18 protein-coding genes are annotated in these 13,785 nt (G+C 51.9%); 6 read left to right on the forward strand and 12 right to left on the reverse strand.

Annotation, left to right across the window (positions count from 1 at the left end; translation table 11 throughout):
• Nucleotides 1-16 precede the first annotated feature (16 nt).
• The 5 genes from V7723_RS11905 to V7723_RS11925 all read right to left on the reverse strand — a co-directional run bounded on the left by V7723_RS11905 (nt 17) and on the right by V7723_RS11925 (nt 4,137).
• Entirely contained in the window at nt 17-850 is an 834-nt protein-coding gene (locus V7723_RS11905) for a nuclear transport factor 2 family protein (protein WP_335684696.1), read from the reverse strand.
• Nucleotides 851-884: 34 nt separating this feature from the next.
• On the reverse strand, nt 885-1,520 hold the full coding sequence (locus V7723_RS11910; protein WP_335684697.1) for a glutathione S-transferase family protein: 636 nt from the start codon (nt 1,518-1,520) through the stop codon (nt 885-887).
• 112 nt (nt 1,521-1,632) lie between these two features.
• A complete protein-coding gene (gene chrA / locus V7723_RS11915; RefSeq protein ID WP_335684698.1) occupies nt 1,633-3,042 on the reverse strand; it encodes a chromate efflux transporter in 1,410 nt (469 codons plus the stop codon).
• A complete protein-coding gene (locus V7723_RS11920; protein WP_335684699.1) occupies nt 3,039-3,860 on the reverse strand; it encodes a sulfurtransferase/chromate resistance protein in 822 nt (273 codons plus the stop codon). The genes chrA and V7723_RS11920 overlap by 4 nt, the downstream gene beginning before the upstream one ends.
• Nucleotides 3,861-3,978: 118 nt before the next feature.
• The gene (locus V7723_RS11925; protein ID WP_335684700.1) at nt 3,979-4,137 is read right to left on the reverse strand and encodes a hypothetical protein; all 159 of its coding nucleotides are present in this window, start codon (nt 4,135-4,137) and stop codon (nt 3,979-3,981) included.
• A 66-nt stretch (nt 4,138-4,203) separates the two neighbouring features.
• On the opposite strand from V7723_RS11925, the gene V7723_RS11930 reads away from it, so the two are divergent.
• On the forward strand, nt 4,204-4,377 hold the full coding sequence (locus tag V7723_RS11930; RefSeq protein ID WP_335684701.1) for a hypothetical protein: 174 nt from the start codon (nt 4,204-4,206) through the stop codon (nt 4,375-4,377).
• Between the two features lie 388 nt (nt 4,378-4,765).
• On the opposite strand, the gene sugE is transcribed toward V7723_RS11930, so the two are convergent.
• The 5 genes from sugE to def all read right to left on the reverse strand — a co-directional run bounded on the left by sugE (nt 4,766) and on the right by def (nt 7,449).
• The gene (sugE, locus tag V7723_RS11935; RefSeq protein ID WP_335684702.1) at nt 4,766-5,098 is read right to left on the reverse strand and encodes a quaternary ammonium compound efflux SMR transporter SugE; all 333 of its coding nucleotides are present in this window, start codon (nt 5,096-5,098) and stop codon (nt 4,766-4,768) included.
• Nucleotides 5,099-5,131: 33 nt separating this feature from the next.
• The gene (locus V7723_RS11940; RefSeq protein WP_335684703.1) at nt 5,132-5,575 is read right to left on the reverse strand and encodes a MaoC/PaaZ C-terminal domain-containing protein; all 444 of its coding nucleotides are present in this window, start codon (nt 5,573-5,575) and stop codon (nt 5,132-5,134) included.
• Between the two features lie 13 nt (nt 5,576-5,588).
• The gene (locus V7723_RS11945) at nt 5,589-6,131 is read right to left on the reverse strand and encodes a dihydrofolate reductase family protein (protein WP_335684704.1); all 543 of its coding nucleotides are present in this window, start codon (nt 6,129-6,131) and stop codon (nt 5,589-5,591) included.
• 67 nt (nt 6,132-6,198) lie between these two features.
• Nucleotides 6,199-6,858: a COQ9 family protein gene (locus tag V7723_RS11950; RefSeq protein WP_335684705.1), complete on the reverse strand. Its 660-nt coding sequence runs from the start codon at nt 6,856-6,858 to the stop codon at nt 6,199-6,201.
• A gap of 6 nt (nt 6,859-6,864) precedes the next feature.
• A complete protein-coding gene (def, locus tag V7723_RS11955) occupies nt 6,865-7,449 on the reverse strand; it encodes a peptide deformylase (protein WP_335684706.1) in 585 nt (194 codons plus the stop codon).
• Nucleotides 7,450-7,630: 181 nt separating this feature from the next.
• Here def and rpsU point away from each other — a divergent pair, with 181 nt between their 5' ends.
• Both rpsU and V7723_RS11965 read left to right on the forward strand, forming a co-directional pair.
• A complete protein-coding gene (rpsU, locus tag V7723_RS11960) occupies nt 7,631-7,831 on the forward strand; it encodes a 30S ribosomal protein S21 (RefSeq protein ID WP_161316574.1) in 201 nt (66 codons plus the stop codon).
• A 112-nt stretch (nt 7,832-7,943) separates the two neighbouring features.
• Complete coding sequence (locus V7723_RS11965) at nt 7,944-8,801, forward strand: alpha/beta hydrolase family protein (protein WP_335684707.1); 858 nt, start codon at nt 7,944-7,946, stop codon at nt 8,799-8,801.
• A gap of 1 nt (nt 8,802) precedes the next feature.
• Here the strand turns inward: V7723_RS11965 and V7723_RS11970 are convergent, their stop codons facing one another.
• Entirely contained in the window at nt 8,803-9,630 is an 828-nt protein-coding gene (locus tag V7723_RS11970; protein WP_335684708.1) for a helix-turn-helix domain-containing protein, read from the reverse strand.
• A 136-nt stretch (nt 9,631-9,766) separates the two neighbouring features.
• Between V7723_RS11970 and V7723_RS11975 the strand changes: the two genes are divergently transcribed.
• Nucleotides 9,767-10,174, forward strand: a complete 408-nt coding sequence (locus V7723_RS11975; RefSeq protein ID WP_335684709.1) for a hypothetical protein — start codon at nt 9,767-9,769, stop codon at nt 10,172-10,174.
• A 310-nt stretch (nt 10,175-10,484) separates the two neighbouring features.
• Entirely contained in the window at nt 10,485-12,479 is a 1,995-nt protein-coding gene (locus tag V7723_RS11980) for an ATP-binding protein (RefSeq protein ID WP_335684710.1), read from the forward strand.
• 9 nt (nt 12,480-12,488) lie between these two features.
• Here V7723_RS11980 and V7723_RS11985 read toward each other — a convergent pair whose 3' ends face one another.
• Nucleotides 12,489-13,487: a hypothetical protein gene (locus V7723_RS11985; RefSeq protein ID WP_335684711.1), complete on the reverse strand. Its 999-nt coding sequence runs from the start codon at nt 13,485-13,487 to the stop codon at nt 12,489-12,491.
• A gap of 94 nt (nt 13,488-13,581) precedes the next feature.
• On the opposite strand from V7723_RS11985, the gene V7723_RS11990 reads away from it, so the two are divergent.
• On the forward strand, nt 13,582-13,785 hold a 204-nt coding region (locus V7723_RS11990; protein WP_335684712.1), incomplete at its 3' end, for a helix-turn-helix domain-containing protein.

Consider the following 13,785-nt stretch of genomic DNA (forward strand, 5'->3'; position numbering starts at 1 on the left):
GTGGACCGATAACCAATCAGGTGTCGGGGGTATCCGCTCCATGGGTAATTTGATGGTTATACGCGGCACTGTCGTAATAGCCGCGAGAATCTGAGATTAATCCGTCTGCACCCAGCTGCCAAATTTCGAAACCGCTTATATTAATCCATTTCCGGGTCTCGCTATGGGTACCGCGCAATGTCCAACTGAAAACAGCCAGATCATCCTGAACAAAAAGATCATCCATCAACAATTCAAGTTCCGGAACCGCGGTGATGAAACTTTGTGTATTTTCCTCAATCCCTATCCGGCCAATAGCAGGAACGCCGGCATTTATAACCCGCGTGGCATTTTCCGCAAAAAGACCAGCGACGCCAGCGGCATCATGGTCACACCAGGCTTTTGTCATGGCATTGGCGAAAACACGAACCTGATCCTTGCTCAATGGCGAAGCCGCATCGATACCGATTTGAGCCAAGAATTCTGCTGTCGCAATCCTGGTGTCCTGATGAGTGACTTTTCCGGCAATATCGAATGTTAAAAGATCAGCCCCAACAAAAGAGATCGCCCTGCCCGTCATTGTGGTGCCGTGCCAAGTTCCAAGATGCGTCCCGGTTACCTGCCATTCGACAAGTGCCGTTGGCCCGTCAAACGTAACGGCATTTTTTACTGTCAAAGTCGCATCCGGCACTGCGACGAAGAACTCATCTAGCAAAGCTTTCAGTTCACCCGCCGATTTATACGTCGATCCATTCCCCCGCCGGAGAATGAAAGAGGGGACCGCAGCAGCCAACAACGCCGCCACGTTATGTTGATTGAAATTGTCGGCAATGGAACGCACCCTCGCCAGTTTTTCAAAATTTTTCAACATGCTCACCGTGTCCCCATACAATCACTTCAGTGAATTAATTAACCGTTGGCCCATATGAGTAGCTGCCGCCTTTTTTCAAAGCACTTAAGTAAGCCGGACGTGCTTGCATCCGATCAACAAAGGATTTCAGGTTTGGTAATAAATCGAGTGCGCCGCGGGCCTTCGCAGCCTCCAACGGAAAGGACATCATGATATCAGCCCCCGTTAGCTCAGAACCCACGAAGAAGTCCTTTCCGGCCATTTGGTCATTCATAAAACTAAAGTGGTTGATTGTTTCGCTATCGATACGCGGCATCAGGGGTTCTGCTGCATCGCCGAGACGGGCCGTGTAGAGACGCAACAACAAAGGTAACATGGCCGACCCTTCGGCATAATGCATCCATTCCTGATAATTCACGAATTCCGCGGTATCCATCGCCGGTGCCAATTTACCGTTGCCGTATTGTCGGATCAAATATTCAGTGATCGCACCAGATTCATGGATAAGTAGGTCACCATCCGTTAATACCGGCGATTTTCCCAATGGATGTATGGCGTTCAGTTCGGGGGGCGCCAAACGAGTCGTTGCATCGCGTTCATATCCGACAATTTCATAGTCGAGCCCGAGTTCTTCTAGTAACCACAAAATACGTTGAGAGCGGGAATCATTCAGGTGATGGATGGTAATCATTTAGACAGGCCTATCGTTGATTATTATTTATTGAAACCGGATCTTATAGACTGTTTTACTGAACACCAAGCCCTGTGAGGTAACAACATTGTTTTCCGCCCGTTCTTATCCTTTAGATGAGAAGCCCCGTCGCAAATAGCCCCAATCCGGCAAGCGCCGCAAAGACCAAAAGCAAAACAACATTCATATTGAACCTGAATAAAGCAATGATCGCGGCAACGCATAAAAGAACTGCATAGGGATCGATCGAGGTAAACGCCGGCATGGAAACATGCATACCCATACCGTCGAATACACCGACGGTGCGAAATACCACATGCAACGCAAACCATAAGGCAAGGTTCAGAATGACCCCAACTACGGCCGCCGTAATAGTAGAAAGTGCTGCGGATAAGGCTTTGTTATCACGCAGTTTTTCGATATGAGGTGCCCCGATAAAAATCCACAGAAAGCACGGCGTAAAGGTTACCCAAGTAGTAAGTAATCCGCCCAGAATACCAGCAATCATCGGCGATAGTCCGCCAGGATCCCTAAAGGCGCCCATAAAACCTACGAATTGGGTCACCATTATGAGAGGGCCCGGCGTGGTTTCCGCCATACCCAGCCCGTCCAACATCTCACCGGGTTGAAGCCAGCCATAATTCTCCACCGCGGCCTGAGCCACATAAGCCAGTACGGCATAGGCGCCCCCAAACGTCACCACCGCCATTTTACTAAAAAAGACGGCAATATCAGTGAAAACGCTGTCTGGCCCCATTATCAGCATTAAGATTGCAACGGGCGCCAACCACAAGACGATGAGGGTTATTCCAATTTTCAACACACCCGCCGCTCCGGTTCCGGCTTCAGCAAGGGATTCACGACCCAGAATGGTATCTTCTCCTGCAACAGAAGAATTACCAACGGCACCATGACCACCACTGCCCTGAAATGCCTTCAATCCTGATTTTCCACCGATATAACCGATTGCGGCCGCAGCAAGTATGATCAAGGGAAACGGAACATCGAACAGGAAGATAGCCGCAAATGAAAAGGCTGCCAAAGCAATCATGGTGCCATTGGCAAGCGCCCGTTTGCCGATCCGAAATACGGCCTGCAGGACGATCGCCAACACAGCGGCTTTCAATCCAAAGAACAAGGCATTAACCGGACCGATATCCCCATAGAGTGCGTAAATTACACTCAACACCATAATGGCCGCCACACCTGGCAAGACAAACAGAATGCCGGCGACCAACCCGCCCAATGTGCGATGCATCAGCCAGCCAACGTAGACTGTCAGCTGTTGGGCTTCCGGACCCGGCAGCAGCATGCAAAAATTAAGGGCATGCAGAAACCGTTTCTCACCGAGCCAACGTTTTTCTTCAACCAGAATCCGATGCATAACGGCTATTTGTCCGGCCGGCCCACCAAAACTCAACAAGGCAATGCGTGCCCAGACTCCCATGGCTTCAGTGAAGCTGGGCCAGGCACGGCCATCCGCGCCTTGCCGCGTTTGTGACTCAAGCTGCGTTTTACTCATGCAACGTCTCCCGCCCGGGCTGGCCAGTTATGTGTTTCATCGGCAGCGTCACGAACCCAGGCATAGAAAGCATCATAAAGATCAATACCTTTTTCAAGCTGCGCAAGATCATCGCCGAATAGCTGCGACAAACCGAGGGAGACCGCAAGTAAACCTGCGGATTCCGGGGCGAGATCGGGCCGTCCTGTATCTGCACCCCGAATAATTTCCGCCAACCTTAGCAACGGCTCTGTTGTTAAACCGAATTCCTCAACCATGGTATCGAAGGTACATTTTTCTCCGCGATGGCTCCAGTGCACATCTTCCACATCAAAGGCTGTGACCCCGAAGCGATCGGCGACATTTAGCACTTCTGCGGGCTCTACAAACAAAAACACCGCGTCCGGGTCAACGAAACGTCGGATTAGCCAGGGACACGCAATGCGGTCAATTTTCGGCCGACTGCGAGTCACCCACACGCCCGCTCCATTCGCATCTTGTGTTGGCATCTTAACCTCCGGCACCAGCGGTAAGCCGGCTTGACGCCAGGCAACAAAGCCGCCGGTCAGGCTTGCGGCATCGCAACCCAAATGCCGGAGCCAAGCGGCAGCGCCCTGACTAAGCTTCAAGCCATGCTCACAATAAATGATGACAGGGACATTGCCATAATCGGCTCCCCAGTTCATGGCTTCAAACCCGGACCGGCGCATGGCAGTCGGAATCATACGAGGATCATTGTTATAATCCTCATCAATGCGCGCATCAATCAAACGCGGGCAATTTGGCGTCCCAATCAGGGACCAGAGTTTTTCAACGGAAATAAGGGTTTCGTCAGACATAGAAGCGTTCCTCCAAACAACATTGTGGAACGCGATGCTTGGGCATAGGGCCTGACGGGGAGATCGCGGAAACCCCGTGCGCTTAAAATGCACAGAGAGCTTATGACTGTCAAGCGCCCTATTTCCCGCGACACCAAAACCGATACATGCCCTGGAAAAGATCGGGGGTGTCTTTTTCCACCGCCGCCCAATTTGCAAGATCTTGCGCCGAGGGGTCGCCTGGGCATTTTTGTGCATATGCCTGCAGTGGCTGCGGTGCAACAAATTCGAATCCCATAAATTCCAGTTCAAAATCTTTAAATATATACTCTATGGATGGTAGCTTAAATCGCTGTTCCTGCTGATGAAAAAGGAAGTCGCGACACCCAAGGAAGCCCGTTCAGAGCTGCTTGGTGGTCTTCACGCCTCTTCCGGTACCAAGGGTGCCTGCACTGCCGGATTAGGGCACCGCGCAGCCCTTCTTCCGCCAGTTCAATCGGCGGTTATCGTGGATATATCCCGCCACATCCCACTGTAAAGCCAATATGGCCGGGCCGTCCTCACCAAGTATGGACAGCAATGACGCAGATCGACAAAGCGCAGTTACAAGTAGCTCAATTTCAGAATCTGGTAAGATAACAATGGCGAGTCAGGCGGAAATTATTGGTTCAGATAAAGCTTCAGAAATATTCCGTAAGTTCTTTTTATCGTAAAGACAAACTTCAATAATTTCTGAACAAATTTCGGGAACCAGTAGTTTTTCCCAAATCCGGCTGACGGCGTAATCGTGCCAGAATATTAACGATCATACCGTCGCTGGTCACGTCTTCTCGACTGAGGCGGAGCAACAAGGTCTTGTAGCTGCAACTGCACAGCCTCTCCCATCTGCTGTTTGACCTTGATCATATTGTGTCCGGGTGGCCGCATTAACTGGCCCCAGCGGGTGAAGAAACAAGTTTCAGACCGACGATCCCGGCAACGATGAGGAGCAAGCATAAAATCCGCAAGATTTCGCGACTTTCATTGAATAAAATCATGCCCAATATGGCCACGCCAACCGCCCCGATGCCGGTCCAGATGGCATAGGCGGTCCCAACCGGAATGGTTTTCATTGCCGTTGCCAATAACCAGAAACTAATGCCCATGGCCGCCACGGTCAGAATAGAGGGAATTGGCTTGCTAAACCCCTCGGTATATTTAAGGCCAATGGCCCAGCAGCACTCAAACAAGCCCGCAATACCCAGATAAACCCACGCCATTTTATTGCTCCGATAAAAGCTGCAATTACACCACTAAACTCGCGTCAACAGCAGGCTGTTGGATTTGGTGATCAAGGCCACCTTACCGTCCTGATTACGCAGGGTAAAGGTGTTAGCGAGCCAGCCCTTGCCCGGTTTGCTACTGAGGCGTTTGGAAGTAATCTCCATATCTCCCATCAACGTATCGCCGGCGAACAGCGGCAACATGAAACTGACCTCAATCCCCAGCCCGCTTGGCAGGAAATGCCATTCCTGCCAGATTTTCGTTGCCGATCCTGAACTCATTGAAAATGTATAGGATCCGCAAGCGACAATGTCCTTGAACCCCATAGCCTGGGCGGCGATGGTATCCAGATGCATGGGTTGATCGTCAAACTCAGCCGCAAATTCCAGCATGCGCTCCCTGTCCATGGTCAAAGTTTTGCCGGTGAAGATATCGCCCACCTCAATATCGTCGTAATAGAGTTTTTCACTCATTTTTATTGTCCTTTTAGGTCTTATGGATAATCTCATATCTGGAGCTCACCAGTCCAGAGGGAAACGGCACGGTTTCAATATGACGGAGATCGATGTCCTGCTCAAGCGGCCCGAATAGGGGAATGCCGGCGCCCAGAAGAATGGGGATACGGGTCAGCAACATGTCCGTCACCAGCCCGGCCTGTAAAAACGCCTGAATAACCTGCCCGCCATCGACATATACTGCCTGCCAGCCGCGTCCTGCGAGTTCGGTCATCACGTCCTGCGGTGTGCCTTTAAACAGGGTCACCTTATCCGAAAGCTCCGGCGAAATATCCGCGGATGTCAGGGATCTACTCAAAACCACCACAGGTTTTTTATAAGACCAATCGCCGAAAGTCAGAACCTTCTCAAAGGACTTTCGCCCCATTACGATACCGTCAACAGTTTCCATAAAAGCCTCATACCCATGCTCTTCACCCTCAACCGCCTGTTTCATCAGCCAGTCAAGATCGCCGTCTTCCCGGGCGATAAAGCCATCAAGACTAGCGGCGATGTAAATATGGGCAGTGATCATGAGAGGCCTCTATGGGCTTAAAGGAAAATGTGCGCGAGATAACGATCTGACGGTCTGACGAATTTCCCTAGCGCATTCGCAAGTTCCGAAAGAAACGTTTGGCACTCGGTAGTTGGGAGAAGTCGGGTTTTTCCTTGAAGGATTTCTTCAGTTTCCATTTGGCCGTCTCGAATTGCATAACATTTTCGATGCGTCGGTCGAGGAATTCCCAGGTCTTGATATGGTCTTCAGATTTATCATCCAGCCAGAAGAGCATGGTCGCGCCATACACCGCCGATAACGTCAAGCGTTTGCTGTACCAGTTAAAATCTACGGAGGTATCGCCTGTGGCATACCACATCAGACTCACCGTATTGGCCGTTAATTTGGTGGCGCGCACCGCATTTTGCGGCAGGGTCAGGATATTGACGGCACGACGAACCGCTTCTTTCTGCGGACCATAAAGTTCAAGCCGCAGACGAATGGCAAGGGTGATGCGATCGCGGATCTTCATCTCCAGCACACCGCGGGCGGCCAGCTCTGCTTCCATCCGGTCATCGGCATTCTGGATAAACAAGGTGACCATATCGATCGCCCCATCCGGAAATGTCAGATCAAACACTGTCACATCGGTTTTCAGCGCTTTTGCGGCGGCGATCATGGCCTTGCGTGACCAGCCATCGAACAACACATGGGGCAGCACAGCGTCCAGAAGTTGCAACGGTGTGTTTTTCTCGATCGTCGTCATCGCTCTTTACTCTTCGTCAGGTTGGGTCTCGGCGGGGTCTTCCGCCGGTCCGCGCAGGCTGTCCATAAACGCTTCCATCTCTTCTTCATACACCAGATAGCGCATATCTGTCATCCGTTGTGGGTACAGAATTCCGTGCAAATGGTCACATTCATGCTGAACTACCCGGGCATGGAAGCCGTCGGCCTCCACAGAGACCTTGTTGCCGTCCAGATCCACACCGGAATAGCGGATATGCGTATGGCGTGGGACCACGCCGCGCAAGTCCGGCACCGACAGACAGCCTTCCCAGTCGAGCGCGGTCTCATCAGACAAGGGCTCGACCACCGGATTGATCAAGACGGTCGAGGCGACACCCTCGGCCTCCTCTCCGTCCGCGGCTTGCGCCCGCGCTGCCGGCACTTCAAATATCACCAACGCCAGCGGCACGCCAATTTGCGGTGCGGCCAACCCGACCCCGCCAACAGCTTTGAGACTGTCGCGCATATCAGCAACCAACGCCCGGACCTCGTCTGAGGTCGGATCTTCAATCGGATCGGCGACTCGCCGCAGGATTGGATTACCCATTTTAAGAATTGATTGAACGGTCATGGATTACGCCTATATGTGACAACAACTGGATTTCTTAATGAATATATGATACAAACGCTTATCTTTAAGGAATTCACCTTAAAAAACCACCGATAATGCTTTTCTTTCGGTAAAAGGCGTGCTAAACCCGCGCCAACTTGAGAAGTATTCGTTAGATATTAGATTAGGAGCACCGCTAGCTGTGCAAGTTTCTGTTCGTGACAACAATGTTGACCAAGCGCTTCGCGCGCTGAAAAAGAAAATGCAACGTGAAGGCATTTTCCGTGAATTAAAACTTCGAGGCGCTTACGAAAAGCCATCGGAAAAACGCGCTCGGCAAAAAGCTGAAGCCATTCGTCGTGCCCGTAAGCTGGCGCGCAAGCGGATGCAGCGCGAAGGCTAGTCCTGACGCCGGGTCCCTTCGGGTGATCCTTTAAGATTTTCGAAAGCCGCTCTGGGTCTCCAGAATGCGGCTTTTGTCGTTTGTAGCAACAACTCAGGGTACATACGCACCGATGACAATTGTTGAAGGCACCCCCCTCACTTTGACAACAGCCGATGGCTGGACCCTCAAAGTCAATAAATTTGATCCGCCAGCGGACCAATTGCCCGCCTCCGTGGTGATGATCATGCCAGCCATGGGCGCCCATGCCCGACCTTACCGGTTTATGGCCTCTGCCCTTGCGGCGGCCGGTCATAGTGTTGTCACTATCGATCCACGGGGTCATGGCCAAAGCCTGCCCTTGCCCCGGCGCGGCGTGGATTTCAGCGTTGATGACATTGTCCGTCACGACATGTCCGCCGTCATGGATCATATTCACACGGCCCACAAAAATGTCCCGGTGGTGATGCTGGGCCATAGCCTGGGCGGTCATCTGTCAACGATGTATCTGGCGGAAAACCCGGATGCCGCGGTCGCCCTCATCACACTGACCTCGACGCATTTTCATTACCGCAAAATCGGTATTCCCTCACTGGCCATGTTTGGTGGTTTTTCCTTGCTGGCGAAAACCTTTGGTTACTTGCCGGGGGAATATGTGGGTTGGGGCAAACCCTCGGCTAAAACCGTGGTCAAGGACTGGGTTCGCTGGGGCGTCACCGGCAAGTTTCAGGGGAGCGATGGCCGTGATCTGGCGCCGGCCGCAGCCGCCTTAAAAAAACCTTTTCTCAGCATCGGGTTTACCGACGATACATGGCTCGCCAAACCCGCTGGCATCGACGCTTTTAATGAACGATTACCAAATTGCACCCTTTCCCGCTGGACGTTATCCCCGGCGGAACTTGGCGTCGACAAGCTGGATCATTTCAGTCATCTGCAAACCGGCGCCAAAGTCTGGACCCGAATGGATCGGTGGATCCGCGACCAGCTATAAGTCACTCATCGCTCTCCTGCAGCGCCAGCACGGCGGCCTCCGTTTCGCTGTCCGCCGGAAACATACATTCGACCATGATCTCTTCTGCCGTCACATCTTGCGGTGTGCCGAAGCTGGCGATAGTGGTAATCCAGGACAGGGTATGGCCCCCCAGCTCGAATGCCAGCGGCAGGATCGGTAGCGCATCATCTGTTGGGTTTTCCAGTTTCCAGTCCTCTGGAATATCCGGATAGGCCAACACCTCGGCAATCAGCTTTTTGAGCGGATCATTCTCGCCGCCGCCGCGAACCTGACGATGAGCCCGCTCAATAATATGGCGGGCCACCCGATCCCAGTCCTTGATTACGCTTCGCAAACCCTCTTCATGCAACGTCATCTTAAGCAGGTTCGGCGGCCCCGCGTCGCCGCCAAGCCGCAATCCCAACATGTTCATCATTTTCGCACCGGCATGATTGATCATCAACACATCGAAACAGCGGTTCATGACAATGGCCGGATAAGGCTCCTGCTGGCGCAGGATATGATCGAGGGCTCGGCGCACCTGCGACAGCCCGTCATCATCCAGCGCGCTTTCCGTATAGGCCCCTGTGTATCCCGAGGCGTTGAGCAACCTGTTTCTTTCGCGCAACGGCAAATCCATCACATCGGCCAACCGCAGGACCATTTCCCGGCTGGGACGGGAGCGGCCGGTTTCAATAAAACTGACATGACGGGCCGAACTGTTAGCGGCCAGCGCCAGATCCAGCTGGCTAAATCCCTGAATTTGTCGCCACTGTTTGAGAACCTGACCGAATTCCGAAGTCGGTTGCTTTGCCGCCATTGCCGTCATGATCAATCCTTTCGTTAAGTATGCGAGCTAGTATAAGCCGAAAAAAAAGGAATGACATTACCTCTGAGGTAATTGAGACCATGACCTTTTGCGTGCACCCTGCAGACATCCACCTCCCAATCGAAAGGATAATTTTATGAAGGATACATCATCTCATCTACTCAAGACGTCATTGTTGATAAATGCTGTCTTTTCCGCTACCAGCGGTGTTGCTTGTCTGCTATTTGCAGATTCTCTGTCCCCTTGGACGGCGATTCCCAGCTGGATCCTGTACAGCCTGGGTGTAGGTTTATTAATCTTCGCGGCGGATGTGGCGGTAACGGCGACCCGCGATCCCCTTAATCCGTTATTCGCCAAGATCATTGTGGGGTCGGATATTGCGTGGGTGGTGGCCAGCGTTGGTGTGCTTATCTTTTTCGGCGCCCAATTGACACTGGCTGGTCAATTACTAATCGAGCTCGTCGCCATTGTGGTTGCTGTGCTGGCGACGGTTCAGGCGGTTGGCCTGCGTCAAATGCGCGACGCAGCGCAAGCAACAGTCTAATTCGATTTTCCACTGAGGTCCCCAAAACACAGAGGGCTGCAAGTTGCCCTGCAGCCCTCTATCTCAAAAATTCGCAGGATATGCCGTCCTGCGAGCTTCTGGGGGAACCTAATACTACTATTAAGGTTATTGTCTGTCAAGATGTTCTGGTCGACATCTTTCCTCACTTTTCCGTGAAGATATAGAATTGGTTTCCTCAAAATCAAATTAAAAATACCTCTGATAGACGGAAATTTCGGTGGCGGAAAAAATAAATTTTCATCGCCGGGAATTAAGGTTTCTTTAGCCCTTTCAGACGTATCTTCTAACAATGTACAAATTGAGTAAAACTGGCCTGGTAGTCAAAATCTTCAAAGGCCTAACGCAAAATGTCAAAATTGCTCCGGTGATCTTGACCGCGATAATGATTGTTGCCGCCGGTTTCGTCTGGCAAAATGTGCGCGCTGATCATGAATATCGTCTGGGGTCAAGTACGCGCAGCAATCTTGATCATTTTGCCGCTCGATTGGAAACACACGTCGCCACCCGGTTAGACGTCGGTAAATTTATACGGCGCGAATGGGAAATTGGCCATATCAATAACAGTACAGGGTTCATCGCTGAAGCGGCCTCAATCCATCAGGTTTTTCCGGATTTTCAGGCGATCAACTGGATTAACAGAAACGGTGTCATAGAAACGGTGACGCCGTTAGTCGGGAATGAAGCCGTTTTAGGGCTATCTGTAAAACAACTGCCCTCAGCACGGGATATTTTCATGAAAGCAGAAAGAACCGGCGAGGCGCAGACATCCCCACCCATAACACTCGAACAACTTGGCCATGGCTTCGTTTGTTATATTCCTGTCATTGTCCAGGGCGAAACTCTCGGCTACATCAATCTTGTATTTCGGACCGTCTCGCTTGTTGATGCGGCTCTTAGCACCGGGCTATTGGATGACTATCAATTGATCATCACAGACAATGGTACTGAAATGTATAACAGCGCCAATATTACGCCCGATGTCCAGCACGCAAAGTCTCGCGTGATCAAGGTTGGCAACCGCCGTTGGGATATTACCATCGCGCCCACAGCGAGCCTGCTCGCAACAGAAGAAAGTTCCAGCGACGATTTTGTTCTGATTGGCGGCATTTTATTTTCCCTCGCCGTCGGTTATTTTCTGTATCTGGCTCTGGCCCATCAACAAAAACGGCGGGCCAGCGAATCCATCTTCCGCACATTCATTGAGTTGTCACCATCTGCTATTTTGATCAAGGATGCCAATGGGCGCTATATGCATGCCAATGAAGTTTGGCATAAATGGTTTAATCCAAAACGTGAAAATATCGTCGGCAAACATGTGAATGAGCTGTTTTCAACTGATCATGCAAATCTCGTCAATATGGAAGAACATGCGGTTTTAAGCACCGGCCAAGCTGTCGAGAAAGAAATTATGAGTCCGTTGAAAGATGGGTCGAAAATTCCAACATTACTGCAAAAATTCCCTATTCTCAGCAACGATGGCTCTATTGTTGGCATCGGCGGAATAAACACGGATATGCGAGCCAGCAAGAAAACCGAGAAACATCTGCGCCAGGCATTGGTCAAATCCGAAGAAGCCAATCACTCCAAGTCGAAATTTCTGGCGACCATGAGTCACGAATTGCGGACACCGCTGAATGCCATTATCGGATTCAGTGATATTATGATCGGTGAATATTTTGGCAAAGTCGGCAACCAGAAATATGTGGAATATTCTAAAGACATCCATAGTTCCGGGAAGCATCTGCTGGCACTCATTGATGAGGTTCTGGATATTTCGGCCATTGAATTGGGCAAGCGAGATCTTGAGCTGGAGCAGTTGGTCCTGACCGATGTATTAAACGACTGCGTCAAGTCGGTTAAAGCCCGTGCCATCAGCCGTCATGTCCATCTTGAAATGGTTGCGGACACCGATCTGCCGCCAGTGTTTGCGGATGAGACCGCCCTCAAGCAAATTTTCCTCAACCTGTTGACCAATGCCATCAAATTTACCCGCCCAGGGGACAGGATCACCTTGTCTGCCACCACGACAAAAGAAACGGTTGTTGTGACGGTTTCTGATACGGGTCAAGGAATTGCGCCAGAGCATCTGGCAACCATCACCGAACCCTTTGTCAAAGGCCAGCACACGTCTTTGATTGCCGATGAAGGAGTTGGACTGGGGCTGTCCATTGTCAAATCCCTGCTGGATGCCCAGGACGGCCAGTTATTGATTGAAAGCCAATTGAGTGAAGGCACCACGGTAACAGTTATTCTGCCCAAGATAGGCCGGCGTCAGGCAGCCTGAACCGGCGCCTCACTCGTCCCCGAAATGCTCCATGCGAGCCTGATCTGCGGCCCGGATTTGACTGGCCGCATCCGCCAACATTCTGGAAACCTCTTCCAACTTGCCAGCAATCTTCAGGCGATCGGTTTCAAAAGTCGGATCCTTGATCTGGGACGTCAGCATCTGCTGTCCCCACCAGGCACTATGGCGGGCATATTCGCTGGCGGCGATATGCTCCGGATCCGCAAGATAGAGCTGATCGAACCGGGTGAAATCTGCGACTGACAAATCCGCGGGCACATAGCCATTGACCAGGGTAATTCGCTCCCCCGCCTCGCGCAGGGCGCGGGCCCGATGCACAACCATATTCCCCTGCTGCAACACCGCATATCCGGCGCCGGGGACGGTTGGGGAGGTGATCCGGTCGGCCGGTATCGGCTGCCCGGCGGTTTTTAGCGCGGCCATCTCGCCTTTCGTGCCGTGGAAATAGTCAAATTCCCCACCCTCAATGAGGTTGGGATCGGTGACAAACAACACATAGTCAATACGCAGGGTATCCACATGCCATTTGTCCACATTCTCGCCAACGGTCTCCGGGTTATAGTTGAGATGACCCAATTGATGCGGAATACTATGGGGGATTTGCGGTGCAGCACTGATCTTCGAAATCATTTCGGCGACCTCCGTCGAACAACAGAAATCCCGCAGGAATTTTGACTGATACACCCCGCCGCGAACCATTCGGGAGATCCGCTCGATTTTACGGGCATACGGCGCCAGATTACGGGCAACTTCCTGCAGACAGGCGACGCCTTCGTCACTTAAAATCCGAAAACTCGAGGTAATTCCCAACGCACTGGGACAGGCGGCCTGCTCGGCCGCGGAATATCCCAGATCTGCCAAATTGATAATTGTTTCCGGCATTTCCAGGGCCAGATGCCGGGCCGGATCGAAGCGCGGCTCCTTGGGCAAGGCTGGGAAGCCGGACGGCCGGATGTCGGGAAAGGCTAACGGGGTGGCAACGGGCATGACAGTCTCCTGATCTGAAATCTGAGACAATGTACGCAGTCTCAATACATGAAACAAATTGATATTTTAGGCCTAATACATTAGAAATTTTCATATGTTGAAAATCGATTGGCGCCATTATCAATTGCTGCTGGCCATTCGCGACACGGGCGGGCTCACCGCGGCGGCGAAACAGCTTGGTGTCACCCAACCGGCGGCCAGCCATCAGATCCGTGAAGCCGAACGGCGTCTGGGATTGCAGTTGGTGGAAAGGCAGGGTCGCTTGCTCGTCCTGACCCCGGCCGGAGAGAAATTAGCC

It is taken from the genome of Sneathiella sp. (assembly GCF_036960985.1).
Lineage (GTDB): Bacteria > Pseudomonadota > Alphaproteobacteria > Sneathiellales > Sneathiellaceae > Sneathiella.

Coding starts and splice junctions, on each gene's coding strand:
- V7723_RS11905 (WP_335684696.1), bottom strand. CDS start 850: ATGTTGAAAAATTTTGAAAAACTGGCGAGGGTGCGTTCCATTGCCGAC.
- V7723_RS11910 (WP_335684697.1), bottom strand. CDS start 1,520: ATGATTACCATCCATCACCTGAATGATTCCCGCTCTCAACGTATTTTG.
- chrA (WP_335684698.1), bottom strand. CDS start 3,042: ATGAGTAAAACGCAGCTTGAGTCACAAACGCGGCAAGGCGCGGATGGC.
- V7723_RS11920 (WP_335684699.1), bottom strand. CDS start 3,860: ATGTCTGACGAAACCCTTATTTCCGTTGAAAAACTCTGGTCCCTGATT.
- V7723_RS11925 (WP_335684700.1), bottom strand. CDS start 4,137: ATGGGATTCGAATTTGTTGCACCGCAGCCACTGCAGGCATATGCACAA.
- V7723_RS11930 (WP_335684701.1), top strand. CDS start 4,204: ATGAAAAAGGAAGTCGCGACACCCAAGGAAGCCCGTTCAGAGCTGCTT.
- sugE (WP_335684702.1), bottom strand. CDS start 5,098: ATGGCGTGGGTTTATCTGGGTATTGCGGGCTTGTTTGAGTGCTGCTGG.
- V7723_RS11940 (WP_335684703.1), bottom strand. CDS start 5,575: ATGAGTGAAAAACTCTATTACGACGATATTGAGGTGGGCGATATCTTC.
- V7723_RS11945 (WP_335684704.1), bottom strand. CDS start 6,131: ATGATCACTGCCCATATTTACATCGCCGCTAGTCTTGATGGCTTTATC.
- V7723_RS11950 (WP_335684705.1), bottom strand. CDS start 6,858: ATGACGACGATCGAGAAAAACACACCGTTGCAACTTCTGGACGCTGTG.
- def (WP_335684706.1), bottom strand. CDS start 7,449: ATGACCGTTCAATCAATTCTTAAAATGGGTAATCCAATCCTGCGGCGA.
- V7723_RS11965 (WP_335684707.1), top strand. CDS start 7,944: ATGACAATTGTTGAAGGCACCCCCCTCACTTTGACAACAGCCGATGGC.
- V7723_RS11970 (WP_335684708.1), bottom strand. CDS start 9,630: ATGACGGCAATGGCGGCAAAGCAACCGACTTCGGAATTCGGTCAGGTT.
- V7723_RS11975 (WP_335684709.1), top strand. CDS start 9,767: ATGAAGGATACATCATCTCATCTACTCAAGACGTCATTGTTGATAAAT.
- V7723_RS11980 (WP_335684710.1), top strand. CDS start 10,485: ATGTACAAATTGAGTAAAACTGGCCTGGTAGTCAAAATCTTCAAAGGC.
- V7723_RS11985 (WP_335684711.1), bottom strand. CDS start 13,487: ATGCCCGTTGCCACCCCGTTAGCCTTTCCCGACATCCGGCCGTCCGGC.